Source organism: Streptomyces sp. NPDC031418, assembly GCF_055581605.1.
The window spans coordinates 155,350-178,537 of the sequence record NZ_JBVIJC010000002.1 but is presented as its reverse complement, the minus strand read 5'-3'; the positions used below and the strand labels follow the sequence as shown (position 1 = coordinate 178,537).

The window sequence follows — 23,188 nt, the reverse complement described above, 5'->3', positions numbered from 1 at the left end:
GTCGGTCGGCCGCCGGACGGGTCAGATGAGGGCGCGGGAGAGGGCCAGCGAGTGCAGGAAGCGCATCAGGGTCAGCAGGACGTCCTTGCTGGAGGCGCGGCGCCGCACATCGCAGTCGACGATCGGGATGTCCGGGGTCAGGTCCAGCGCGGTGCGCAGCTCCTCGAGGGGGTAACGGGGAGCGTCCGGGAAGGAGTTGACGGCGACGACGAAGGGCACGCCGCGCTCCTCGAGCCGGCCCATGACGTCGAAGCTGACCTCCAGTCGCCGGGTGTCGACCAGGACGACCGCGCCGAGCGCCCCTTCGAACAGGCCGTTCCACAGGAACCAGAAGCGTTCCTGGCCGGGGGTGCCGAAGAGGTAGAGGACCAGTTTGTCGGTGATGCTGATGCGGCCGAAGTCCATGGCCACGGTGGTGGCCGTCTTGGAGTCGGAGCCGTAGTTGTCGTCGACGCCGATCCCGGCCTGGGTCATGGTCTCCTCGGTGGTCAGCGGTCTGATCTCGCTGACGGAACCGACCATGGTGGTCTTGCCGACGCCGAAGCCGCCCACGATCACGATCTTCACCGCGGCCTGGGCCGTGTGCGGCAGATGGTCCTCGGTGCGTGGGCCGGGGATCGTGTCAGAGCTTTTGAAGTCCATGCATCACCGCTTCGAGAAGTGAACGGTCGGGGACCGCCTGGCGGACGATCGGGGCGCGTGCCTGCACCAGTTCGGCCGTGATCATCTCGGTGATCAGGACGGTCATCGCGCTGAACGGCAGATTGAGGTAGGCCGAGAGTTCGGCCACGGACAGCGGGGCCGTGCACAGCCGGAGCACGGCCGCCTGCTCGGGGGTGGCGGCGGGCGTCACCGGGGAGCGGGCCACGATCAGGGTCACGAGGTCGAGTTCGGCCCGCAGACCGTCGGCCTCGGCGACGGTGTAGAGCCGTTCGGGGTTCCTGGGCGGGGCCTGGCCGTCCGCCGGCTGGGCCGGGGAGGGCAGCGGGGGCGGCGGCTTCGGCTGGCGCCGTTTGCGTCGGGGAGGAGTCATACGGTCTGCCCGTTCCGCCGGGGCGGACTGGTGAGATGGGCGCCGATCCGGACGACGAGGTCGCGCATCATGGCGCTCATCCGGCCCGGTTCGCAGGTCACGTCGGCCAGGACGGCGAGATAGGCGTTGGGGCCGGCGTTCATGAGGTAGAAGTAGCCGCCTTCGATCTCGATGACGACGACCTTCATGTCGCCCGCGCCGGGGATCTCCTGGATGATGGCGCCGGCCAGGCTCTGCACGCCCGCGCAGGCGGCGGCCACCCGGTCGGCGGCGTCGGGGTCGCCGCCGTACCGGGCGATGCGCAGTCCGTCCGCGGACAGGACCACGATCATCTCGATGCCCGGGACTCCGTCGTTCAGCTGCTTGAGCATCCAGTCGAAGTTGCCTCGCTGCTGGATCACTTGAGGTTCCCCTCGTCGTCGGCCTCGGTGGGGTCGGCCGAATCATCGATCAGGTGCAGGTACTTGGTGGGATTGAGCGTGAAGTCGGTCAGTTCGGCGGCGGTGGCGTCCTCGGGCATGCCCTTGCGCAGGCCGTTCCAGAAGTCCTCCATCCACATGCCCGGGGGGCGCTCCATGAGCTTCTTGCGCTCGGGGTCGATCTCCGGCTCGGGTTCCGTCCTGGTCTGGGACCAGATGGTCGGCCTGCCCTCGCGCTCGGCCTGCTCGATGGCGGCCTGCTCGGCGAGCCGCTGGGCCAGCGGGGTCTTCACCCGGCTGCGGCGCTGCGGCAGTCCGTTCGCCGTCCACTCGGTGACCTCGGGGACGTCGTCCTCCATGGAGATCCCCGCGGGAATCTTGGGGCTGGTGGGGCGGCGGCGCTTCGGCGGGCGCTTGGGGCCCTCGACCGCGCCGAGTTCCTTCATCGGGATGCCGGTGGCGCCGATGCCGTGCGCGGCCCCCACGCCGGGTTCGGTGGTCGTCATCACGCGCGGCACGATGAGGATCGCGCGGACGCCGCCGTAGGCGGAGGCGCGCAGCGAGACCTCCATGTTGAACTGCTTGCAGAGCCGGCCGACGACGGCGAGGCCGAGGCGCGGGTTCTCGCCCAGGTTGTGGGCGTCCTCGCCGTTCTTGGCGTCCTCGATCATCTGCTCGATGCGGGCCCGGGACTCCTCGCTGAGGCTGACGCCCGCGTCCTCGATCTCGATGGCGATGCCGGTCTGCACCTCGACGGCGGTGACATGGACCTCGGTCGCGGGCGGCGAGTAGCGCGTCGCGTTGTCCATCAGCTCGGCGGCGGCGTGGATGACCGGCTCGACCGCGGTGCCCTTGATGTTGATGGTGACGATGGAGTTCAGCTTGATGCGGCGGTACTCCAGGATGCGGGACATCGCGCCGCGCAGGGTGCTGTACAGGGAGACCGGCAGGGGCCACTGACGGCCGGGCCGGCCGCCGCCGAGGACGCCGATGGTGTCGGCGAGACGGCCGATCAGCGAGGTGCCGTGGTCGATGCGCAGCAGGTCGTCGAAGACCTCGGGGTTGCGGCCGTGGTCCTCCTCCATCTCCCGGAGTTCCTTGGCCTGCTGGTGGACGATGGCCTGGACGCGGCGGGCGATGCTGACGAAGGAGCGCTCGGTGGCGTCGCGCATCGAGATCTCGTCGTCGGCGCCCTTCAGCGCGATACGGAACAGCTCGCGGTAGGACTCGGGCAGCGCGCGCAGCTCGGGATCGCAGTCGTAGACGTTGATCAGCACCTCCCGCAGCTGCTCTCCCTTGCGCAGCCGGAGCAGGCCGAGGGGCAGGATGTCGGTGGCGAACTTCTCGATCAGCTCGTCGTGTGCGGCGATCCGGTTCTCCAGGTACGCCGTGTGCCGGGCGTGTTCGGCCTGTACCTCGCGCAGCCTGCGCCCGCGGCGGGCGGCCTCGCCCGCGGTGGCAAGGAGCAGCAGCACGGCCAGCGCCCCGCACAGCAGGACGGCGAGCCGTCCCGCGGCCGGCGCCAGCACCGCGGCGGCCCCGGTCGCGGCGGCCATCACTATGGCCGGGGGCAACAGCACGCGCGCGTAGGGACGTTCGCGGCGGCCGGGAGGCTTCTGAACACTCACCATGGGTGCCTTCTGAGACGAATCGGCTGGGTGTCGGACGTGCGTGTGAGGGGAAGGTTCATGGAACTGTCAGGATCCAACGGATATTTGGGAACAAGCGCACGAATTGCCTCAACTCGGTGCGCCGCGGGCGAGCTTAGTCCGACCGGATCATCGCCGTGTCATATTCGGCAAGCACCTGAAATCGCCCCTGCACCAGGAGTACGCTCAGCTGCATTTACACGCTGAGACGTCATTCGCACACGTTCGGTGACGGTGTACGGGTGTGCGAAAGCGACTCCCCGAAGAGAGTGAAAAGGGCGCCGAACCACCCGCTAAGACGAGCAGTTCAGCGCCCTGGACAAACAACCCGATCGCATGAATCGCCGGGCACGGCAGCCGGTGGCTACCCCACGGACGAGTAGGCGACCACACCCCGCAGCAACTGGTCGACGGCCTTGCGCGCGGCCTTGGCCACGGTCGCCCCCTCGACCGGCGCCGCGGCGGAGATCTGCCCGAGGATGTCGATCACCTGCTTGCACCAGCGCACGAAGTCGCCCGCGGGCATCTCGGCCTCGCGCAGCACCTCGTCGAGGCCCTTGCCGGACGCCCACATATAGGCGGCCCAGGCGAAGCCGAGATCGGGCTCGCGCTGGCCGACCCCTTCCGTCTGGTTGATCCGGAACTCCTCCTCCAGCGCGTCCAGCCGGCCCCAGATGCGGACCATCTCGCCGAGCGCGGCCTTCGCGTTGCCGGAGGGCAGCTTGGGCGCCATCGCGTCGTCGCCGACCCGGGCCTCGTACACCAGCGCCGAGACGCAGGCGGCGAGTTCGGCGGGGCCGAGGCCCTCCCAGACCCGCTCGCGCAGGCATTCGCTGGCCAGCAGGTCGAGTTCGCCGTAGAGCCGGGCGAGCCGCTTGCCGTGCTCGGTGACCTCGTCACCGCGCAGATAGTCCAGCTCGGTCAGCAGGGCCACGATCCGGTCGAAGGTCCGGGCGATGGTGTTCGTGCGGCCCTCGATACGGCGCTCCAGCTGCGAGGTGTCGCGCAGCAGCCGGTGGTAGCGCTCGGCCCAACGGGCGTGGTCCTCGCGGTCGTTGCAGCCGTGGCAGGGGTGGGCCCGGATCGCCGTGCGCAGCCGTGCGATCTCCCGGTCGTCGGCCGCCTGCGAGCGCCGCTTGCGGGCCCGCTCCGGCGGGATGTGCCCGGCCTTGGTGCGCAGCGCGGAGGCCAGGTCCCGGCGGGACTGCGGGGAGCGCGGGTTGAAGGACTTCGGGATCCGCATCCGGTCCAGCGGCTCGACCGGCACCGGGAAGTCCATCGACGCCAGCCGCTTGACCTGCCGCTCGGCCGTCAGCACCAGCGGGCGCGGCCCGTCGTGGTGGTCGAAGCCGCGGTGGCCGTTTGAGCGGCCGGCCGGCAGACCGGGGTCCAGCACCAGGGCGAGCCCCGCGTACTTGCCGGTGGGCACGTGGATGACGTCCCCCGGCTTGAGCTTCTCCAGCGCCACCGCGGCCTCCGCGCGGCGCTGGTCGGCGCCCTGCCGGGCCAGCTCGGTCTCCCGGTCCTTCAGTTCGCGGCGCAGCCGCGCGTACTCCTCGAAGTCGCCGAGGTGGCAGGTCATCGAGGCCTTGTAGCCGGCCAGGCCCTCCTCGTTGCGCTGCACCTGCCGGGAGATCCCGACCACCGACTTGTCGGCCTGGAACTGCGCGAAGGAGGTCTCCAGCAGCTCGCGCGAGCGGTGCCGGCCGAACTGCTCGACCAGGTTGACCGCCATGTTGTACGACGGCTTGAAGCTGGAGCGCAGCGGGTAGGTGCGGGTGCCCGCGAGACCGGCGAGGTGCTCCGGGCTCATCCCCCGCTGCCAGAGCACCACCGCATGGCCCTCGACGTCGATGCCGCGGCGGCCGGCCCGGCCGGTCAGCTGGGTGTACTCGCCGGGGGTGATGTCGGCGTGCTGCTCGCCGTTCCACTTGACGAGCTTCTCCAGCACCACCGAGCGGGCGGGCATGTTGATGCCGAGCGCGAGGGTCTCGGTCGCGAACACGGCCTTCACCAGGCCGCGCACGAACAGCTCCTCCACGACTTCCTTGAAGGTCGGCAGCATGCCCGCGTGGTGCGCGGCGATGCCCCGCTCCAGGCCCTCCAGCCACTCGTAGTAGCCGAGGACGTGCAGGTCCTCCGGCGGGATCGAGGCGGTGCGCTCCTCGACCAGGGCGCGCACCATTTCCCGCGCCTCCTCGTCGTTGAGCCGGAGACCCGCGTACAGGCACTGCTGGACGGCCGCCTCGCAGGCGGCACGGCTGAAGATGAAGGTGATCGCCGGGAGCAGGCCCTCGGCGTCCAGGCGCTCGATGACCTCCGGGCGGCCCGGCGTCCACACCCGCGAGCGCTGTCTGCGCTCCCGCTCCCGGTCGGCCTCGCGCATCGCACGGCCGCGCCGCCGGTCCTGGTACGACGGTCTGGTGGCCTCCATGCGGGCCAGCCGGGCCAGATCGGGGTTGACGGCCTTCTTGTGGCCCTCGCCCTCCTCGAACAGGTCGTACATCCGGCGTCCGGCGAGGACGTGCTGGAACAGCGGCACGGGCCGGTGCTCGGAGACGATCACCTCGGTGTCGCCGCGGACGGTGTCCAGCCAGTCACCGAACTCCTCGGCGTTGGACACGGTCGCGGAGAGCGAGACCAGGGTGACCGACTCGGGCAGGTGAATGATCACTTCCTCCCAGACGGCGCCACGGAAGCGGTCGGAGAGGTAGTGCACCTCGTCCATGACCACATAGCCGAGGCCGAGGAGGGTCTGCGAGCCGGCATAGAGCATGTTCCGCAGCACCTCGGTGGTCATCACGACCACCGGGGCGCCGGAGTTGACACTGTTGTCGCCGGTGAGCAGGCCGACCTTGTCGGCGCCGTAGCGGCGGCACAGGTCGGCGTACTTCTGGTTCGACAGCGCCTTGATGGGTGTCGTGTAGAAGCACTTCTTGCCCTGGCGCAGGGCGAGGTGGACGGCGAACTCGCCCACGATCGTCTTGCCCGAGCCGGTGGGGGCGGCCACCAGCACGCCCTTTCCCGCTTCGAGTGCCTGGCAGGCCTCGATCTGGAAGGGGTCGAGGCCGAAGTCGTACATCTCGCGGAAGGGTGCGAGCGCGGTGGCCTGCTCGGCTGCCCGCTTGCGGGCCGCCGCGTACCGCTCGGCCGGTGAGAGGTCCTCTGTCATCGTGCTTTCGAGCGTACCGGGCCCCACTGACAACAGGACGATCATTATGCGGAACGTGCGCTCATCGGCCCTCGGGACGGCAGGCGGTGCGCACAAGAGCGGACGCCCCCGGCCCGGTGGTCACCGGGGCGGGGGCGTCGCAGCTGCTGCGGGTGACGGTCAGATCACGTCACGTCGTCGTAGCCGTTGACCCGGTCGAGGCCGGGGCGCTCGGGGGCGGCGGACGCGGACACGGCCTCCACCTCGCCGATCTCCTCGGGCGTGAGGTCCAGCTCGGAGGCCTCGTCGTCGGCGGGTCCCTGGGCCTCGCGGCGCGCCCGGCGCCGGTCGTTGAGCACCGAGACGAAAGCGGCGATGAAGAACAGCGCCCAGATCGGCGCCGCCAGCGCCAGCATCGTGCCCGGGTCGGGGCTGGGCGTGGCCACGGCCGCGAAGGCGGCGATGCCGACGACCATGCCGCGCCACCAGCCGAGCATGCGCCGCCCGGACAGCACGCCGGTGAGGTTGAGCATGACCAGGAGCAGCGGCATCTCGAAGGCGAGACCGAAGACGACGACCATGCGCGTGACCAGGTCGAGCAGGTCGTCCAACGGCAGCAGGTTCTCCGCGCCACTGGGCGTCAGGTCGATCATGACCTTCGCCGTGGTGGGCAGCACGTGGTAGGCGAGGTAGCCGCCGCCGAGGAAGAGCGGGAAGCCCATCCCGACGAACGCGTAGGCGTACTTCTTCTCGTGCCGGTGCAGACCGGGCGCGACGAACGCCCACAGCTGGTACAGCCACACCGGCGCCGCCAGCACGATGCCGGCCGTCAGCGCGACCTTCAGGGCCAGGGTGAACGGCGCCAGCAGGCCGCTGACCGTGATGTGCGCACAGTGGGCGTCCTTGGACTTGGCCAGCTCGCCGAAGGTCTGCGAGCATCCGATCGAGTCCAGCACCGGCCTGGTGATGACGTCGATGATGTCCTTGTAGAAGAAAGCCGCCACCACGGTGACGACCAGGATCGCCAGGACACCCTTGGCGAGCCGGTTGCGCAGCTCACGCAAGTGATCCGCGAGCGGCATCCGCCCCTCGGGGTCCCTCTCCTTCTTGCGGGCAGGCTTGAGCAACCCACGTCCTCATCTCGTGCAGCGGACCGGACGCCCCGGTCCTCGCGTCAGCGCTGGGTGGTGTCGGTCGGCTCGTTGACCGGGCGGGAGCTGGTCACGTCGCCGGGCGCCGCCTGGATCGTGCGCTGAGCCGGGGTCTGCTCCTCGGTGGACTGCGCAGAGGTGGTGGGCTGCTTGCCCTCCTCCTTCATGGCCTTCGCCTCGCTCTTGAGGATGCGCGCGGACTTGCCGAGGGAGCGCGCCATGTCCGGAAGCTTCTTGGAACCGAACACGAGGACGATCACGAGAATCAGCAGCACCAGGTGCCACGGCTCAAGTGCGCCACGAAACATAAGTCTTCACCTTCTCAGTGAGGCGGGGCGGCGGGGCATGTCCGACGGGTCGGACAAGTGTCTGACCATCGTGCTGGCAGCGATCGTAACGCGCAGGGATGAACGGTGGACAATCCCTGTGCGTACGCCCGCTTCCGCGGACCGCGCCTCGTACTCCGGGCCGCGACCAGCAGCGTACCTGGCCGGACGGTCAAGGTGACAGGGCGAAGTGACCCAAAACGCATGACATCACGCTCACAGCGCGTCCACGGTCCGGGCCGCGCTCACGGTGGCCCGCTCCAGCTCCTCGGCCGCCCTGTTGATACGGCGCGCGGAGTCGGCGACCTGCTGCCCGAGGCGCCGCGCCTCCAGGAAGACCCGGACGGCGAGCACCCCCAGCACGGCCAGACCCAGAAAACCCATGGCTACCGCGAACATCGGCCAGAACATGACGTCGAGACTAGACCGTCCCGCCCCGGGAGCCGCAGCCGCCTACACCGTGGAGTGCAGCCGCAGGGTCCGCACCCCGCCGCCGGTGAGCAGCTCGACGATGCGCTCCCCGGCCGGTTTGCGCACGGCGGCACCGCACTCGGGGCAGGTGAAGGAGTAGAACGTGGTCCGGCTGCTGGCGCCGATGGCGAGCCGCAGCGCGCTCGCGGACAGCTCGAAGCGGCCGCGGCAGTCCGGGCAGCCGGCCCGGAACACCACGGGCGCCACCCGCCGCATCCCGGCGAAGGCCGCCGCCACCGTCATCTCGCTCGCACCGGTCACCGGAGACTCGCTCACCGCACTCGCTCCTTCTCCTGGTCGTTCGCCCGGCACACCGCTGGAAGACGCCGCGGCGCGCCGCCACCCGGCCGCCGGGGCCGGCCGCCTTCCGGGTGCCGGCCGCTCACTCCGCCGGCGCCGTGTCGTACGCCGCCAGCGCCTGCGCGGCCGCCGTCCGGGCGCTCTCGGCCAGCTCCGGCGGGGAGACGATCCGGCCGTCCCGGCCGAGCCGCAGCGCCAGCCGGCGCAGCGAGGCCGGATCGGGGGTGCGCAGAGTGATCCGCAGCCCGCCGTCGGGCAGTTCGTCCGCGCTGTCGTGCGGGTAGTACTCGGCGACCCAGCGGCCGCCCGGCCCCACCTCGATCACCACCTCGGGATCCTCGGCGGCCGGCTGCACCAGCCCCTCGGACAGGTCGCGCAGCTCTATCTCGGGCGGCGCGGACGGCTCGTCCAGGATTCTGATCTCGGCGACCCGGTCGAGCCGGAAGGTGCGCCGGGCCTCCGAGCGGCGGCACCAGGCCTCCACATAGGTGTGGCCGACGCTGACCAGGCGGATGGGGTCGATCTCCCGCTCGCTGACCTCGTCCCGCGCGGGCGAGTAGTAGCGGATCCACAGCCGGCGCCGCTCGGAGATCGCGCGGTCCACGTCGGCGAAGACCCCGCCCTCGGACTCGAAGGTGACCGACAGCCGGGAGCTGGCGCCCGCGGCCTCCCCGGCCGCGGTCTCCACCTTGGCGGTCGCGCGCAGCAGCGCCTGCCGGTCGCTCTCCCGCAGGCCCGGCAGGGTGGCCACCGCGCGGGCGGCCACCAGCAGCGCGGTCGCCTCGTCCGCGGCGAGCCGCAGCGGCTCGGCGGCCTCCTCGCCGAGCGCGGCCGGATTGTGCCACCAGATGCGCTCGCCGTCGGTGTCGATGTCCAGCAGATCGCCGCCGCGGAAGCTGGTGCCGCACATGGGCAGCAGATCCAGGTCGGCGACCAGCTCGTCCTCGGTGATGCCGAAGGCCCGGGCGACGTCCGCGATCCGGGCGCCGGGGCGCTCGCGCAGATAGGTCACCAGGGAGAGCATCCGCCGGGTCTGGTCGATGGCGTTCACGGGCCTGACCGGTTTGCCTGCCACTGTGCCGCTCCCCCACTCAGTCCTTGGCCACGGCGCGCAGCCGGTCCACCACGTCCGCACGCAGCTCGGCCGGCTCCAGGACCACCACGTCCGGCCCGAACTCGACCAGCCAGGCGTCCAGGCCGTGCCCGTACGGAATCTCCAACTCGTCCCAGCCGTCGCCGAGTTCCCGCACCTTGGTGGCCTTCGCCCGAAGGGGGTAACCGGCGCCCGAGCGCAGCCGGATCAGCGCGGAGCGGTCGGCGATCTCGCCCGCCCAGCTCGCCACCGTCTCCCGCACGGTGACCACGTCCGGCACGGGCGCGGTGAACGGCGTACCGCGGGAGCGGACCCGGCCGGTGATCCGGGACAGCCGGAACACCCGCTCGGCGCCCCGGTCCCGGTCGAAGCCGGCCAGGTACCAGTGGCCGCGCCAGCACTCCAGCGCCCAGGGCTCCACGGTCCGGGTCTCGGGGTGCGCGGCGGACGCCTTGCGGTAGTCGAAGACGACCGGACGGCGGTCCCGGCAGGCCAGCATCAGCGGTTCGAAGGCGGCCTCGTGCACCGGGATGCGCGGCTCCAGCGCGCCATGGGCCTCGTACGGGTCGACGTCCTCGGGCAGGCCCGCGGCCCGCAGCTTCTGCAGGGCACCGCTGGCCGCGCCGGCCAGCCGGGCCTGCTGCCAGACCTTCGCGGCCAGGCCGAGCGCGGCGGCCTCCTCGGCGTCCAGGGTGATCGGGGGCAGCCGGTTGCTGTCGCGGCGGGCGAGATAGCCGACCTCGCCCTCGATGTTCTCCACGGTCGCGATGACCAGGCCCAGCTCGCGCAGGTCGTCCTTGTCCCGCTCGAACATCCGGTTGAAGGAGTCGTCCGAGCCCGCCTCGATGTAGGCCTCGACCGACTCGCGCAGCTCACGCTTGCTGAGCGGCCGCCGTGTTCCGAGCAGGCACAGCGCGAGGTTCATCAGCCGCTCGGCCTTGGCAATGGCCATCGACGCCCTTCGCCTTCCCTATGGTGCTTACGAACGATGACCGTACCGCTCCGTGGCGCGGTCACAAAAGCCGAGGGCCCATGCCCGGACAGGCATGGGCCCCAGGTGATCGGATCCGGTCGGACCGGCCGGCACAGCAGGCACGGACCGCACCGGATCAGACGCGGATCACCGGTGGATCAGACCGCGAGGAGGTCCACCACGAAGATCAGGGTCTCGCCCGGCTTGATCGCCGGGGTCGGGCTCTGGTCGCCGTAGGCGAGGTGGGCGGGGATGGTCAGCCGGCGCCGGCCACCGACCTTCATGCCCTGCACACCCAGGTCCCAGCCCTGGATGACACGGCCCGCACCCAGCGGGAAGCGGAACGGCGTCTCACGGTTCCAGCTGGCGTCGAACTCCTCGCCCGTGCTGAAGGCCACACCCACGTAGTGGACGGTGACGGTCTGACCCGCCTGGGCCACCTCGCCGTCGCCCTCCCAGATGTCCTTGATCTCAAGATCCGCCGGAGGCGCACCCTCGGGGAAGTCGACCTCGGGCTTCTCGATGTTCACGTCAAAAGCTCCTGCGTGTGTACGACATCAAACACGGACAGTCTTTCATCCCCGCGCCTCTTTCGTCGGCCACCGGCCCGGGCCGGCTACATCGCCGCCAGGATGTCCACCGTGTACACGAGCGTGGAGTCCTTCTTGATGACACCGCCCTGCGGAAGCGTGCTGTAACCCAGCTCCGGCGGCACCACGATCAGCACCCGGCTGCCCACCTTCTTGCCGGTCAGGCCCTGCGACAGCCCCTTGATCACCTGCCCGATCTGCTCCAGCGAGAACTGGCTGAGCCGCCCGGAACCGTACGTCCGCTGGAACGTCTTGCCGGACTCCCACACCAGGCCCTGGAACTGGCACAGGATGGTCTGGTCGGCCTTCAGCTCCTCGCCGTCGCCCTCCAGCACATACTCCGAGACCAGCTTCTTCGGCGGGTCGGTCTTCGGGATGGTCACCTTCGGCACGGTGCCGTCGGTGTTGGTCGCCACCTTCGGCAGCGACGCGTCGGTCTGCGGGACCGGGTCGCCGTGCGCGGAGCTCTTGGAGTCGTAGACCTCCATCAGATCGATGACGAAGACCAGCGTGTCGGTGCCCTTGATACCGGCCTGCGGCTGCCCGGCCGAGCCGTACCCCAAGGCCGGCGGGACGGCGATCTCGACCCGGCTGCCCACCTTCTTGCCGGTGAGCGCATACCGCCAGCCGTCGATGATGCTGCCCTGCGCGAGCTGCATGACCAGCGGGCGCTTGCGGTCGTAGGAGTTGTCGAAGACCTTGCCGGTGTCCCAGATCTGACCGAGATAGTGGGCCTTGATGAAGTCGTTCTCCACGGCCGGACGGCCATTGCCCGCGATGAGCGTCTTCACCGCCAGGTTCTTCGACGGCTCCCCCGGCCCCTTGGCGACCGTCGGCTTCTCCCCGAACTTCGTCCCCGCGGTGACGGCCGGCAGCGGCCCCTCCACGATCTTGGGCGGCGGCGCGGCGGACACCGAGGCCGCCGGCGAGGCACCGGTCTTGCCGGAGCCGGACTTGCCGTCACCACAACCGGCGAGCGTCACCAGTCCTGCGGGTACGGCGGCGAGAAGAAGTGAACGTCGGCGCACGGAACAGCCTCGTAATCGGTCGATCTTGCGGATGGCGTGCGCGCAACTCTACGGCGTGAGAAGGGCGCCGTACGGGAAACGTACGGCGCCCGTGTGGCGTTCCCGCGCACTACATTCCGGCGATCAGCTTCTCCACCCGGTCGTCCACCGAACGGAACGGGTCCTTGCACAACACCGTGCGCTGCGCCTGGTCATTCAGCTTCAGGTGCACCCAGTCGACCGTGAAGTCCCGGCGCTGCTCCTGCGCCCGGCGGATGAAGTCGCCCCGCAGCCGGGCCCGAGTGGTCTGCGGCGGAACCGACTTGCCCTCGAAGATCTTCAAGTCGTTGCAGACCCGGGCCGCTTGGCCCTTCTTCTCCAGCAGGTAGTACAGACCACGACGGCGGTGGATGTCGTGGTAGGCGAGGTCTATCTGCGCCACCCGCGGATGCGACATGGTCATGTTGTGCTTCGCCCGGTACCGCTCGATGAGCTTGTACTTCATGACCCAGTCGATCTCGGTGGCGATCCGGTCCAGTTCCTCGGTCTCGATCGCGTCGAGCGTACGGCCCCACAGCTCCAGCACCTGGGCGACCGTACCCGTGCGGATACCGCGCCGGTCGCAGAAGTCCACGGCCTTGTCGAAGTACTCGCGCTGCACCTCCAGCGCCGACGCCTCCCGCCCGCTGGCCAGCCGCACCTTGCGGCGGCCCGTGATGTCGTGACTCACCTCGCGGATCGCCCGGATCGGGTTCTCCAGGGTGAGATCGCGCATCACCGTGCCCGCCTCGATCATGCGCAGCACCAGATCGGTCGCACCGACCTTCAGCAGCATCGTCGTCTCGGACATGTTCGAGTCACCGACGATGACGTGCAGCCGCCGGTACCGCTCGGCGTCCGCGTGCGGTTCGTCGCGCGTGTTGATGATCGGCCGCGAACGCGTCGTGGCCGACGAGACACCCTCCCAGATGTGCTCCGCGCGCTGACTCACGCAGTACACCGCCCCGCGCGGGGTCTGCAACACCTTCCCCGCCCCGCACAGCAGCTGCCGCGTGACCAGGAACGGGATGAGGATGTCCGCGAGCCTCGAGAACTCCCCGTGCCGCGCCACCAGGTAGTTCTCATGGCAGCCGTACGAGTTGCCCGCCGAGTCGGTGTTGTTCTTGAAGAGGTAGACGTCGCCCGCGATTCCCTCCTCGTGCAGGCGTCGTTCCGCGTCCACCAGGAGTCCTTCGAGAATGCGCTCGCCGGCCTTGTCGTGGGTGACCAGTTCGATCACGTTGTCACATTCGGGTGTCGCGTATTCCGGATGTGAGCCCACGTCGAGATAGAGCCGGGCGCCGTTTCGCAGAAAGACATTACTGCTGCGGCCCCATGACACGACACGGCGGAAGAGGTACCGCGCCACCTCGTCAGGAGACAGGCGGCGCTGTCCCCTGAACGTGCACGTGACGCCGTACTCGTTCTCCAGCCCGAAAATGCGGCGGTCCATGAGGGAACATTACGCCCGATCCCCCGAGCTGAAACGGGGTTCGACAGCACGATTTGGATCATTTTCCGATGAAGCCGCAACGACCCCGCCCCGCGCGGGAGCTGCGAGGACCCCTCCGGTGGTGAGCAGCACCAGCAACGACACCGCCCCCGAGGCCCCCGGCAGCGCGAAACCCCACAGCGTGCCACCGGCCTGGACCACCGGCCCGGCCAGGCCCGTTCCCACCGACGCACCCACCGTGAACGTCGTCACGAGCCACGAGAACGCCTCGGTGACCGTACCCCGCGGCGCATGCCGGTCCACGATGATGAACGCGCACGCGATGCACGGCGCCAGGAACACCCCCGACACCACACTCAGCACCACCATGGCCGGCGCCTGCGGCCGCAGCATCAACGGCAGGTAACACACCGCCAGAAGCGCCACCAGCACCCGCAGTCGCCGCTCCGGCGCCCCCGCCCACCGCCGGGCACCGTAGACCGTCCCCCCGGCCAGCGCGCCGAGCCCCAGTCCCGCCATCAGCCAGCCGTACACCGCGTCACCACCGTGCCCGTCCGCGTACGACACCGAGGCGACCGTGATCGAGCCCAGCGCGATGCCCACGAACAGGAACGCCGCGAGCAGCACCAGCAGACCCGGCGAACGCAGCGCACCCAGCCAGTGCGCCTCCCGCGGCGCCGACCGCCACGCGCGCGAAGGCCGCGACACCACCACCGACAGCGCGCCCAGCACACCCAGCAGGTTCAGCACCAGCAGCGCCACCCGCTCGTCCCACAGCGACACGCACACCGTCACCAGCAGCGGCCCCACCGTGTACATGATCTCCTGCGCGACCGCGTCCATCGCGTACGCCGCGTGCACCTGCTCCTCACCGCGCACCACGGACGGCCACAGCGCCCGCAGACCACCCTCCAGCGGCGGGGCGAACAGCCCCGACAGGGCGACCGCCGCATACGCGAGCGGCAGCGGACCGGTGCCGCTGAAGGCGAACACCGCCATCGCCAGCGCCGACAGCACCGCCGCCGGCAACTGCACCCGCGGCTGCCCGTACACGTCCACCAGCCGCCCCAGCACCGGCTGACCGACCGCGTTGGCGACCCCGTACACGGCCGCCAGAGCACCCGCCAGGCTGTAGGTACCGCCCTCCGCGCGGACGAACAGCACCAGGGCGATCGCCGCGGTCGCGTTCGGCAGCCGGCCCACCAGGGTGCCGGTCAGCAGCCGGAGCGCGTGCCGCGCCCGGAGTATCTCCAGATATCCCGTGGCCATGTCCTGCCCTCCGCCGGCCCGCCCGGTGCACCGCGTCGACCCGGAGCACACCGAAGTGTTACGTATAACGTCCCCTCTCATACGTACCATGTGCGCAGTTCACCCGTCCACACGGCGGAACCCGACCCGCACCGCACACGACCCCGCCCACACAGAGGAGCAGGCCCACGGTGGCACGCAGCAGCACGCGCCCGACCAGCCGGGACGTCGCCCAGGCCGCCGGCGTCTCCCAGGCGGCCGTCTCGCTCGTCCTCGGCGACAAATGGCGCGGCCGCGTCTCCGAGACCACCGCCCAGCGCGTCCGCGAAGCCGCCCACGACCTCGGCTACCGCCCCAACCTCGCCGCCCGCAACCTCCGCCTCGGCCACACCCGCACCGTGCTCCTCGTCGTCCCCGCCCTCACCACCGAGTTCTACGGCGGCGTCTACACCGGAGCCGCACGCGTCGCGGCCGAGAACGGCTTCGGCGTCGTCCTCTACCCCTCGCCCGAAGGCATCGGCCCCGCCCGCGACCCCTTCGCCTCCGCACAGGCCGCCCTCGACGGCGTCATCGCCTCCTCCATGGCCGCCGACGCCCTCACCGCCATCCGCGGCGACCAGCTCCCCCTCGTCATGCTCGACAGCGACCCCCACGGCAGCCTCGGCGCCGCCACCGTCAACCTCGACATCGCCGACGGCATCCGCCTGGTCGCCGCCCACCTCCTCGGCCTCGGCCACCGCCGCGTCCTCCACCTCGCCGCCGACGTCCCCTCCTGGACCTTCGAGATGCGCGCCAGGGAACTCGCCGCCCAGCTGGCCGCCGTACCCGGCACCCACCTCAGCACCGCCCGCGCCCCCATCTCCATCGAAGACGCCCGCGCCGCCACCGAGACGGCCCTGCGCACCCCCGGCCCCCGCCCCACCGCCGTCGTCTGCGACGACGACAAACTCGCCGCCGGCGCCTACAAGGCCCTGCGCCGCCTCGGCCTGCGCATCCCCGACGACATCTCCGTCACCGGCCTCGACGACCTCGCCCTCGCCACCGCCATGGACCCCGAACTCACCACCGTCCGCCTCGACGCCGAGCTCTTCGGCGAACGCGGCATGCACGCCCTCCTGGCCGTCCTGGACGGCCGCGAACCCCACAGCGGCGACATCCCCGTCGAACTCGTCGTCCGCGGCTCCACAGCGCCCCCACCGACCCCCTGACCACCCCCGGGCAGCAGGAAGCCCCGGCCGGACAACCGACCGGGGCACCCCGACACACACAGCGACGAAGGACTACTCGCCCTCCGGCTCCTCCGCGCTCTCCGCCTCCGTGGCGGCGCCGTCCGCCGCCAGCAGACGCGACAGCTGACGCCCCACGATCCGCTTGAACTTGCGCTTCTGCGGCCGCGTACGATCCAGCACCGCGACCTCCAGACGCTCCGCCGGAATCTCCCGCTCGGTGCCGTTGGTGTCCCGCGACAGCGCCTGCACGGCCAGCTTCAACGCCTCCGCCAGGCTCATCCCGTCCTGATGGCGCTGGTCCAGGAAACCGCTGATCTGCTCGGCATTGCCACCCACCGCGACCGAACCGTGCTCGTCCACGATCGACCCGTCATGCGGCAGCCGGTAGATCTGATCCCCCTCCGGGGTCTCCCCCACCTCCGCCACGACCAGCTCCACCTCGTACGGCTTCTCCGCCGCCGAAGAGAAGATCGTGCCCAGCGTCTGCGCGTACACATTCGCCAGACCACGCGCGGTCACGTCATCACGGTCATAGGTGTAACCGCGCAGATCCGCGTAGCGGACACCACCGATACGCAGGTTCTCGTACTCGTTGTACTTACCGGCGGCCGCGAAACCGATCCGGTCGTAGATCTCGCTGAACTTGTGCAGCGCACGGGACGGGTTCTCACCGACGAACACAATGCCGTCGGCATACTGCATGACCACCAGGCTGCGACCCCGGGCGATGCCCTTCCGGGCGTACTCCGCACGGTCCGCCATGGCCTGCTGGGGTGAGACATAGAACGGCGTCGACACCGGTTATCCGTCCCTTTCTGTCATGGTCACTGGATCACCTTGAAAAGAAACCGGGCACACGCCTCAGAGCAGCGCCGCCTTCGGGCCGTCGGGCTCCTCCAGGCGCCGCTGCAGCACCGCACGGGAGAGCTCGGAGGACTCGTCCTCGGTGAGCCGGCGGTAGCCGTCCTCGGTGATCACCGTGATGATCGGATAGATCCGGCGGGCGACATCGGGACCACCGGTCGCCGAGTCGTCGTCTGCCGCGTCGTAGAGCGCCTGCACCACCAGCGTGGTGGCCTGCTCCTCGGTCAGGTCGTCACGGAACAGCTTCTTCATCGCACCACGCGCGAAGATCGAGCCGGAACCGGTCGCCGCGAAGTGGTGCTCCTCGCTCCGGCCGCCCGTCACGTCGTACGAGAAGATGCGCCCCCTCTCCCGGTCCAGGTCATAGCCCGCGAAGAGCGGGACCACGGCCAGCCCCTGCATGGCCATGCCCAGGTTGGACCGGATCATCGTCGACAGCCGGTTCGCCTTGCCCTCCAGCGACAGCTGAGCACCCTCGACCTTCTCGAAGTGCTCCAGCTCCAGCTGGAAGAGCTTGACCATCTCCACGGCCAGACCGGCGGTGCCGGCGATACCGACGGCCGAGTACTCGTCCGCCGGGAACACCTTCTCGATGTCCCGCTGAGCGATCACATTGCCCATCGTGGCCCGGCGGTCACCGGCCAGCACCACGCCACCGGGGAACGTGACGGCCACGATGGTCGTCCCGTGCGGCGCCTCGATCACCCCCTGGGTGGGGGGCAGCTGACGGTTGCCGGGCAGCAGCTCGGGCTGGTGCTCGGAGAGGAAGTCCATGAAGGACGAGGACCCAGGCGTCAGGAAGGCAGCTGGTAGACGCCCGGTGCTACGAGTGTTGGCTTCCACGCGATTCCTTCCACATAGGCAGCAGCCCGCCTTATTGCATCGGGCCGATCCTTGAACTGCCCCAGCGCGGCGTTGCAGCTGAAGCACAGTACGCCACGGACCCTACCCGTCTCATGGCAGTGATCCACATGCTCGGGCACGGACGACAAACATATGCAGCAGACGCCGCCTTGGGAGGCGACCAGCAGGTCGCGCTCGGCTTCAGTGAGACCGTACTTGCGCTTGAAGTAGCTGACCCTGTTCCGCTCCGCCCGGCACGCACGGCAGTAGCTCGCCCAACCGTCCGAGGAGGACTTGTTGCGCTCCCATTCGCACAATGGCTTCACCACTTCGCACTGCGGGCAGCGCTTGTGCCCCTGCGGGACAGGTACCTTCTCCCGGACCTTCTTGCCCTTGGCCTCCTGACGCTGCCGGTAGTACGTGGCAGCACACTCCCGGCAATACGCCTGGAGGCCATCGGACGTGGACCTGTTGCTTGCGAACGCCGAACGCGGCAGTTGCTGCTTGCACCGCGAGCAGCGCCTCGAAGCTGACGCTTGACTCACCCCGAGAATCCCCCGACTTCACCTTTGAACCAAAGGTGAAATCACTCGCCACCCTTCTGAACGAAGGACCTCACGAAATCCTCGGCGTTCTCCTCGAGCACATCATCGATTTCGTCCAGCACCGAGTCCACGTCGTCCGACAGCTTCTCGTGCCGTTCCTTCAGGTCCTCCGAGGCCTGCGCGTCCTGCGCCTGCTCCTCGACCTCCTCGGTCGAGCGCGTGGCCTTCTGCTGACCGCCGCCGGTGTCCTTGGTTGCCATAACCCTCACCCCGCTCAGTTAGCCTGCCGATCGGTGATGATCAGACCCTACAAGCCGGGTCCGACATCGGCCCCGCAGTTTCTGCAACGTACGGGGGCCACTGCGATGATTCCCTGGCGGGCCGGGTTTCCACCCTGCCCGCCCGGGGCCCACCGGGTACCCGCTGGCCCGCTCAGCCGCCTGACAGGACCCTGACCAGGTCTTCCGCGGTGCGGCAGCGGTCCAGCAGTTCCTTGACGTGATTTCGCGTTCCGCGTAGCGGTTCCAGGGTTGGGACACGCTGGAGCGAGTCCCGCCCGGGAAGGTCGAAGATGACCGAGTCCCAGCTTGCCGCCGCCACGTCGTCGGCGTACTGCTCGAGGCAGCGGCCGCGGAAGTAGGCGCGGGTGTCCTCCGGGGGCTGCGTGCGGGCGCGGTCGACCTCGGACTCGTCCAGGAGCCGCTTCATGCGGCCGCGGGCGGCGAGGCGGTTGTAGAGGCCCTTCTCGGCGCGTACGTCGGCGTACTGGAGGTCGACGAGGTGGAGCCGGGCGGCGTCCCAGTCGAGGCCGTCGCGGCGGCGGTAGCCCTCCATGAGTTCGCGCTTGGCGACCCAGTCGAGTTCGCCGGCCAGGCTCATGGGGTCGTTCTCGAGCCGGGTGAGGGTGTCCTCCCAGCGGCTGAGGACGTCCTTGGTCTGGTCGTCGGCGTCGGCGCCGTAGCGTTCCTCGACGTACTTGCGGGCCAGCTCGTAGTACTCCATCTGCAACTGGACCGCGGTGAGTGTGCGGCCGCTGCGGAGGGTGACCAGACGCTTGAGGGACGGGTCGTGGGAGACCTGGTGGAGGGTGCGGACGGGCTGGTCGACGGCGAGGTCGACGGCGATGAAGGCGTCCTCGATCATGGACAGGACCAGGGCGGTCGTGCCCAGCTTGAGGTAGGTGGAGATCTCCGAGAGGTTGGCGTCGCCGATGATCACATGGAGGCGGCGGTACTTCTCGGCGTCCGCGTGGGGTTCGTCGCGGGTGTTGATGATGGGGCGCTTGAGCGTGGTCTCGAGGCCGACCTCGACCTCGAAGTAGTCCGCGCGCTGGCTCAGCTGGAAGCCGTGTTCGTGTCCGTCCTGGCCGATGCCGACGCGGCCGGCGCCGGCGAAGACCTGGCGGGAGACGAAGAAGGGCGTGAGGTGGCGCACGATGTCCGAGAAGGGGGTCTCCCGCTTCATCAGGTAGTTCTCGTGCGTGCCGTAGGAGGCGCCCTTGTTGTCGGTGTTGTTCTTGTAGAGGTGGATGGGCTGGGCGCCGGGGAGCTGGGCGGCTCGTTCGGCGGCCTCGGCCATGATTCGTTCGCCGGCCTTGTCCCAGAGGACGGCGTCGCGGGGGTTGGTGACCTCGGGGGCGCTGTATTCGGGGTGGGCGTGGTCGACGTAGAGGCGTGCGCCGTTGGTGAGGATGACGTTGGCGAGGCCGATGTCCTCGTCGGTGAGCTGGCTGGCGTCGGCGGCCTCGCGGGCGAGGTCGAAGCCTCGCGCGTCGCGTAGCGGGTTCTCCTCCTCGAAGTCCCAGCGGGCCCGGCGGGCCCGGTGCATCGCCGCCGCGTAGGCGTTGACGATCTGGGACGAGGTGAGCATGGCATTGGCGTTCGGGTGGCCGGGGACGGAGATCCCGTACTCCGTCTCGATGCCCATTACTCGCCGTACGGTCATGCGGCCCTCCTTGCCCGGCGGCACCCTCGGTCGTGGGCGTCGCTTGCGTACCGCTGGTACTGCGGCGCGTGTGCGGTGCCCGTCCCCGCACTGCGCGACTCGGCGGTAGGAACGAGCCTAGAACGCCTTTGCGCTGGTGGGGAGATCATTTGCGTCAATTGCCTGCTGCGGTCGTGGCCCCGTCGTGGCCTGATCGTGGCCTGGAAAGCAGTCGGCTGCGGGTACCCGGTGTGGGCACCCGCAGCCGCCCTGTGGTTACAGGTACTGCCCGGTGTTGGCCACCGTGTCGATGGAGCGTCCGGTGTCCGCGCCCTGCTTGCCGGTGATGAGGGTGCGGATGTAGACGATCCGTTCGCCCTTCTTTCCGGAGATGCGGGCCCAGTCGTCGGGGTTGGTCGTGTTGGGCAGGTCCTCGTTCTCCTTGAACTCGTCCACGCAGGCCTGGAGGAGGTGGGAGACGCGGAGGCCCTTCTGGTTCTTCTCGAGGAAGTCCTTGATCGCCATCTTCTTGGCGCGGCCGACGATGTTCTCGATCATGGCGCCGGAGTTGAAGTCCTTGAAGTAGAGGACCTCCTTGTCACCGTTGGCGTAGGTGACCTCCAGGAAGCGGTTCTCCTCGGACTCGGCGTACATGTGCTCGACCGCGGTCTGGATCATGGCCTGGACCGTGGCGCTCTTGTCTCCGCCGTGTTCGGTGAGGTCGTCACCGTGCAGGGGGAGGCGCTCGGTGAGGTACTTGCCGAAGATGTCCTTGGCGGCTTCGGCGTCCGGGCGCTCGATCTTGATCTTCACGTCGAGGCGGCCGGGGCGCAGGATGGCGGGGTCGATCATGTCCTCGCGGTTGGAGGCGCCGATGACGACCACGTTCTGGAGGCCCTCGACGCCGTCGATCTCGGCGAGGAGCTGGGGGACGATGGTGTTCTCGACGTCGGAGCTGACGCCGGAGCCGCGGGTGCGGAAGAGGGACTCCATCTCGTCGAAGAAGACGATGACGGGGGTGCCCTCGCTGGCCTTCTCGCGGGCACGCTGGAAGACGAGGCGGATCTGCCGCTCGGTCTCGCCGACGTACTTGTTGAGCAGCTCCGGACCCTTGATGTTCAGGAAGAAGCTCTTGCCGGCTGCCTGGCCGGTGACTTCGGCGACCTTCTTGGCGAGCGAGTTGGCGACGGCCTTGGCGATGAGCGTCTTGCCGCAGCCGGGGGGGCCGTAGAGCAGGACGCCCTTGGGCGGGCGCAGCTCGTGCTCCTTGAACAGGTCGGGGTAGAGGTACGGCAGCTCGACCGCGTCGCGGATGGCCTCGATCTGGTTGCCGAGGCCGCCGATGGCTTCGTACCCGATGTCGGGGACCTCTTCGAGGACGAGTTCCTCGACCTCGCTCTTGGGGACGACCTCGTAGACGTATCCCGAGCGGGGTTCGAGCAGGAGGGCGTCGCCGGGGCGGATGGTGACGTCCAGCAGCGGCTCGGCGAGCCGTACCACCCGCTCCTCGTCGGTGTGCCCGAGCACGAGGGCTCGTTCGCCGTCCTCGAGGATCTCCTTGAGGGTGACGATGTCGCCGACGCGCTCGAATTCCATGGCCTCGACCACGTTGAGCGCTTCGTTGAGCATGACTTCCTGGCCGCGGCGCAGGTCGTCGAGTTCGACGCTTGGGCTGACGTTCACCCGGAGTTTGCGGCCGCCGGTGAAGATGTCGGCGGTGCCGTCCTCGTTCGCCGCGAGGAAGACTCCGAAGCCGGCCGGCGGCTGGGCGAGCCGGTCGACTTCTTCCTTGAGGGCCACGATCTGGTCGCGGGCCTCGCGGAGGGTGTTGGCCAGGCGTTCGTTCTGGGCGGACACGCCGGCCAGGTTGGTCTGCAGCTCGACGATCCGCTCTTCGAGAATCCTCGTGTGTCGCGGAGAGTCGGCGAGCTTGCGGCGCAGGACGGCGATCTCCTGCTCAAGGTAGGCAATCTGCCCGGCCGGGTCGTCGGACCCGCGTCCCGGGCGGATGCCGCGGTTCATGTCGTCGTCGTGGGCTGCCACGGTCCTCACCTCCTCCAAGGGGAGCTGGACGCTTCCAGACCCTACCTGGGTGGGTGTCGATTGAAACCCCTAGATCACAAAGACTGTCAAGGTGTGTCGTCGGTCACCCGTTGCGCTCTCCCTCGCACGGAGGGGATACCCACTCAACGTCGGGGGAAAGCAGTCTGTTCCATGCATGGCGTGGTCAAAACCCTTCGCGGTTGGCCGGAGTTGTCCGCTGAGGGGTGTCTGCGGGCAGCCTGGAGGGCGCTCGTACGATCATCACGCAGAGCGATGGTTCGAGTGGGCGCTGTCACGGTGAGTTCCGGCTCGCGGGGTGGCCGGGGTGGGTGGGGCGCCGTGTTTCGGTCGGGCGCTCGTACCCGGGTGGGGTGGCGGGGAAACCCGGCGGTGGGGGGCGGTGGCCGGTTCGCGGGCGGGGGTAGGGTCGGAGGGTGTTCAACAGCCGCTGGTGCGGACCTGGCTGGCCCTCGGGGTGTCCGGGCCGCGCGGCGTATCGACGGCAGGAGAGATGAGCGTGCAGCAGGAGGCCCCGGGCGGCGAGGCGCTGGAGGTCTGGATCGACCAGGACCTGTGTACCGGCGACGGGATCTGTGCCCAGTACGCGCCTGAGGTGTTCGAGCTGGACATCGACGGGCTGGCGTATGTGAAGGGCGCGGACGAGGAGCTGCTCCAGGCTCCGGGGGCGACGGTGCCGGTGCCGCTGCCGCTGCTGGCGGACGTGGTGGACTCGGCCCGGGAGTGTCCCGGGGAGTGCATCCATGTGCGTCGGGTTTCGGACAGCGTCGAGGTGTACGGGCCCGACGCGGAGTGAGCCGGGCCCGGGGCGGGTTCGGCC

23 protein-coding genes are annotated in these 23,188 nt (G+C 69.6%); 2 read left to right on the top strand and 21 right to left on the bottom strand.

Features of this window, described 5'->3' with window-relative positions; genetic code table 11:
- Nucleotides 1-21: 21 nt before the first annotated feature.
- From ACZ5CZ_RS02890 to ACZ5CZ_RS02820, 15 genes are all read right to left on the bottom strand, one after another.
- A complete protein-coding gene (locus ACZ5CZ_RS02890; RefSeq protein ID WP_385844522.1) occupies nucleotides 22-642 on the bottom strand; it encodes a GTP-binding protein in 621 nt (206 codons plus the stop codon).
- The gene (locus ACZ5CZ_RS02885; RefSeq protein ID WP_385844523.1) at nucleotides 623-1,033 is read right to left on the bottom strand and encodes a DUF742 domain-containing protein; all 411 of its coding nucleotides are present in this window, start codon (nucleotides 1,031-1,033) and stop codon (nucleotides 623-625) included. Before ACZ5CZ_RS02885 ends, ACZ5CZ_RS02890 begins: the two co-directional genes overlap by 20 nt.
- On the bottom strand, nucleotides 1,030-1,434 hold the full coding sequence (locus tag ACZ5CZ_RS02880; RefSeq protein WP_385844524.1) for a roadblock/LC7 domain-containing protein: 405 nt from the start codon (nucleotides 1,432-1,434) through the stop codon (nucleotides 1,030-1,032). Before ACZ5CZ_RS02880 ends, ACZ5CZ_RS02885 begins: the two co-directional genes overlap by 4 nt.
- Entirely contained in the window at nucleotides 1,431-3,083 is a 1,653-nt protein-coding gene (locus ACZ5CZ_RS02875) for an ATP-binding protein (protein ID WP_385844525.1), read from the bottom strand. The genes ACZ5CZ_RS02880 and ACZ5CZ_RS02875 overlap by 4 nt, the downstream gene beginning before the upstream one ends.
- Before the next feature lie 382 nt (nucleotides 3,084-3,465).
- Entirely contained in the window at nucleotides 3,466-6,318 is a 2,853-nt protein-coding gene (locus tag ACZ5CZ_RS02870) for a DEAD/DEAH box helicase (RefSeq protein WP_468938602.1), read from the bottom strand.
- 119 nt (nucleotides 6,319-6,437) lie between these two features.
- Complete coding sequence (gene tatC, locus ACZ5CZ_RS02865) at nucleotides 6,438-7,379, bottom strand: twin-arginine translocase subunit TatC (RefSeq protein WP_385844527.1); 942 nt, start codon at nucleotides 7,377-7,379, stop codon at nucleotides 6,438-6,440.
- A 47-nt stretch (nucleotides 7,380-7,426) separates the two neighbouring features.
- Entirely contained in the window at nucleotides 7,427-7,711 is a 285-nt protein-coding gene (gene tatA / locus ACZ5CZ_RS02860) for a Sec-independent protein translocase subunit TatA (RefSeq protein WP_385844528.1), read from the bottom strand.
- A gap of 234 nt (nucleotides 7,712-7,945) precedes the next feature.
- Nucleotides 7,946-8,140, bottom strand: a complete 195-nt coding sequence (locus tag ACZ5CZ_RS02855; protein ID WP_385844529.1) for a hypothetical protein — start codon at nucleotides 8,138-8,140, stop codon at nucleotides 7,946-7,948.
- Nucleotides 8,141-8,182: 42 nt separating this feature from the next.
- Entirely contained in the window at nucleotides 8,183-8,476 is a 294-nt protein-coding gene (locus tag ACZ5CZ_RS02850) for a hypothetical protein (protein ID WP_385844530.1), read from the bottom strand.
- A 106-nt stretch (nucleotides 8,477-8,582) separates the two neighbouring features.
- Nucleotides 8,583-9,575 carry a helix-turn-helix transcriptional regulator gene (locus ACZ5CZ_RS02845; protein WP_385844531.1) on the bottom strand — a complete coding sequence of 331 codons (993 nt, stop codon included), beginning with the start codon at nucleotides 9,573-9,575 and terminating at the stop codon, nucleotides 8,583-8,585.
- A gap of 16 nt (nucleotides 9,576-9,591) precedes the next feature.
- Entirely contained in the window at nucleotides 9,592-10,545 is a 954-nt protein-coding gene (locus ACZ5CZ_RS02840) for a helix-turn-helix transcriptional regulator (protein ID WP_385844532.1), read from the bottom strand.
- Between the two features lie 179 nt (nucleotides 10,546-10,724).
- Nucleotides 10,725-11,096 (bottom strand): FKBP-type peptidyl-prolyl cis-trans isomerase, encoded by a 372-nt coding sequence (locus tag ACZ5CZ_RS02835; protein ID WP_385844533.1) that lies wholly within the window; start codon nucleotides 11,094-11,096, stop codon nucleotides 10,725-10,727.
- A gap of 86 nt (nucleotides 11,097-11,182) precedes the next feature.
- Nucleotides 11,183-12,184 (bottom strand): FKBP-type peptidyl-prolyl cis-trans isomerase, encoded by a 1,002-nt coding sequence (locus ACZ5CZ_RS02830; RefSeq protein ID WP_385844534.1) that lies wholly within the window; start codon nucleotides 12,182-12,184, stop codon nucleotides 11,183-11,185.
- 109 nt (nucleotides 12,185-12,293) lie between these two features.
- Nucleotides 12,294-13,655 (bottom strand): Pup--protein ligase, encoded by a 1,362-nt coding sequence (gene pafA / locus ACZ5CZ_RS02825; RefSeq protein WP_361250545.1) that lies wholly within the window; start codon nucleotides 13,653-13,655, stop codon nucleotides 12,294-12,296.
- Nucleotides 13,656-13,664: 9 nt separating this feature from the next.
- Nucleotides 13,665-14,924 carry an MFS transporter gene (locus ACZ5CZ_RS02820; RefSeq protein ID WP_385844535.1) on the bottom strand — a complete coding sequence of 420 codons (1,260 nt, stop codon included), beginning with the start codon at nucleotides 14,922-14,924 and terminating at the stop codon, nucleotides 13,665-13,667.
- A 170-nt stretch (nucleotides 14,925-15,094) separates the two neighbouring features.
- Between ACZ5CZ_RS02820 and ACZ5CZ_RS02815 the strand changes: the two genes are divergently transcribed.
- Nucleotides 15,095-16,111, top strand: coding sequence for a LacI family DNA-binding transcriptional regulator (locus tag ACZ5CZ_RS02815; RefSeq protein WP_468938596.1), 1,017 nt, complete (start codon nucleotides 15,095-15,097; stop codon nucleotides 16,109-16,111).
- Between the two features lie 72 nt (nucleotides 16,112-16,183).
- Here ACZ5CZ_RS02815 and prcA read toward each other — a convergent pair whose 3' ends face one another.
- The 6 genes from prcA to arc form a co-directional block, all read right to left on the bottom strand.
- Complete coding sequence (gene prcA, locus ACZ5CZ_RS02810; protein WP_385844537.1) at nucleotides 16,184-16,930, bottom strand: proteasome subunit alpha; 747 nt, start codon at nucleotides 16,928-16,930, stop codon at nucleotides 16,184-16,186.
- A gap of 63 nt (nucleotides 16,931-16,993) precedes the next feature.
- Complete coding sequence (gene prcB / locus ACZ5CZ_RS02805; RefSeq protein WP_385844538.1) at nucleotides 16,994-17,839, bottom strand: proteasome subunit beta; 846 nt, start codon at nucleotides 17,837-17,839, stop codon at nucleotides 16,994-16,996.
- On the bottom strand, nucleotides 17,791-18,165 hold the full coding sequence (locus tag ACZ5CZ_RS02800; protein WP_468938937.1) for an endonuclease VII domain-containing protein: 375 nt from the start codon (nucleotides 18,163-18,165) through the stop codon (nucleotides 17,791-17,793). The genes prcB and ACZ5CZ_RS02800 overlap by 49 nt, the downstream gene beginning before the upstream one ends.
- 260 nt (nucleotides 18,166-18,425) lie before the next feature.
- On the bottom strand, nucleotides 18,426-18,644 hold the full coding sequence (locus ACZ5CZ_RS02795) for a ubiquitin-like protein Pup (RefSeq protein ID WP_020939002.1): 219 nt from the start codon (nucleotides 18,642-18,644) through the stop codon (nucleotides 18,426-18,428).
- Nucleotides 18,645-18,816: 172 nt separating this feature from the next.
- Entirely contained in the window at nucleotides 18,817-20,328 is a 1,512-nt protein-coding gene (gene dop, locus ACZ5CZ_RS02790) for a depupylase/deamidase Dop (RefSeq protein ID WP_385844540.1), read from the bottom strand.
- Nucleotides 20,329-20,583: 255 nt separating this feature from the next.
- Entirely contained in the window at nucleotides 20,584-22,350 is a 1,767-nt protein-coding gene (gene arc / locus ACZ5CZ_RS02785; protein ID WP_385844541.1) for a proteasome ATPase, read from the bottom strand.
- Between the two features lie 511 nt (nucleotides 22,351-22,861).
- Here arc and ACZ5CZ_RS02780 point away from each other — a divergent pair.
- Nucleotides 22,862-23,164 carry a ferredoxin gene (locus ACZ5CZ_RS02780; RefSeq protein WP_385844542.1) on the top strand — a complete coding sequence of 101 codons (303 nt, stop codon included), beginning with the start codon at nucleotides 22,862-22,864 and terminating at the stop codon, nucleotides 23,162-23,164.
- The last annotated feature ends 24 nt before the right edge of the window (nucleotides 23,165-23,188 follow it).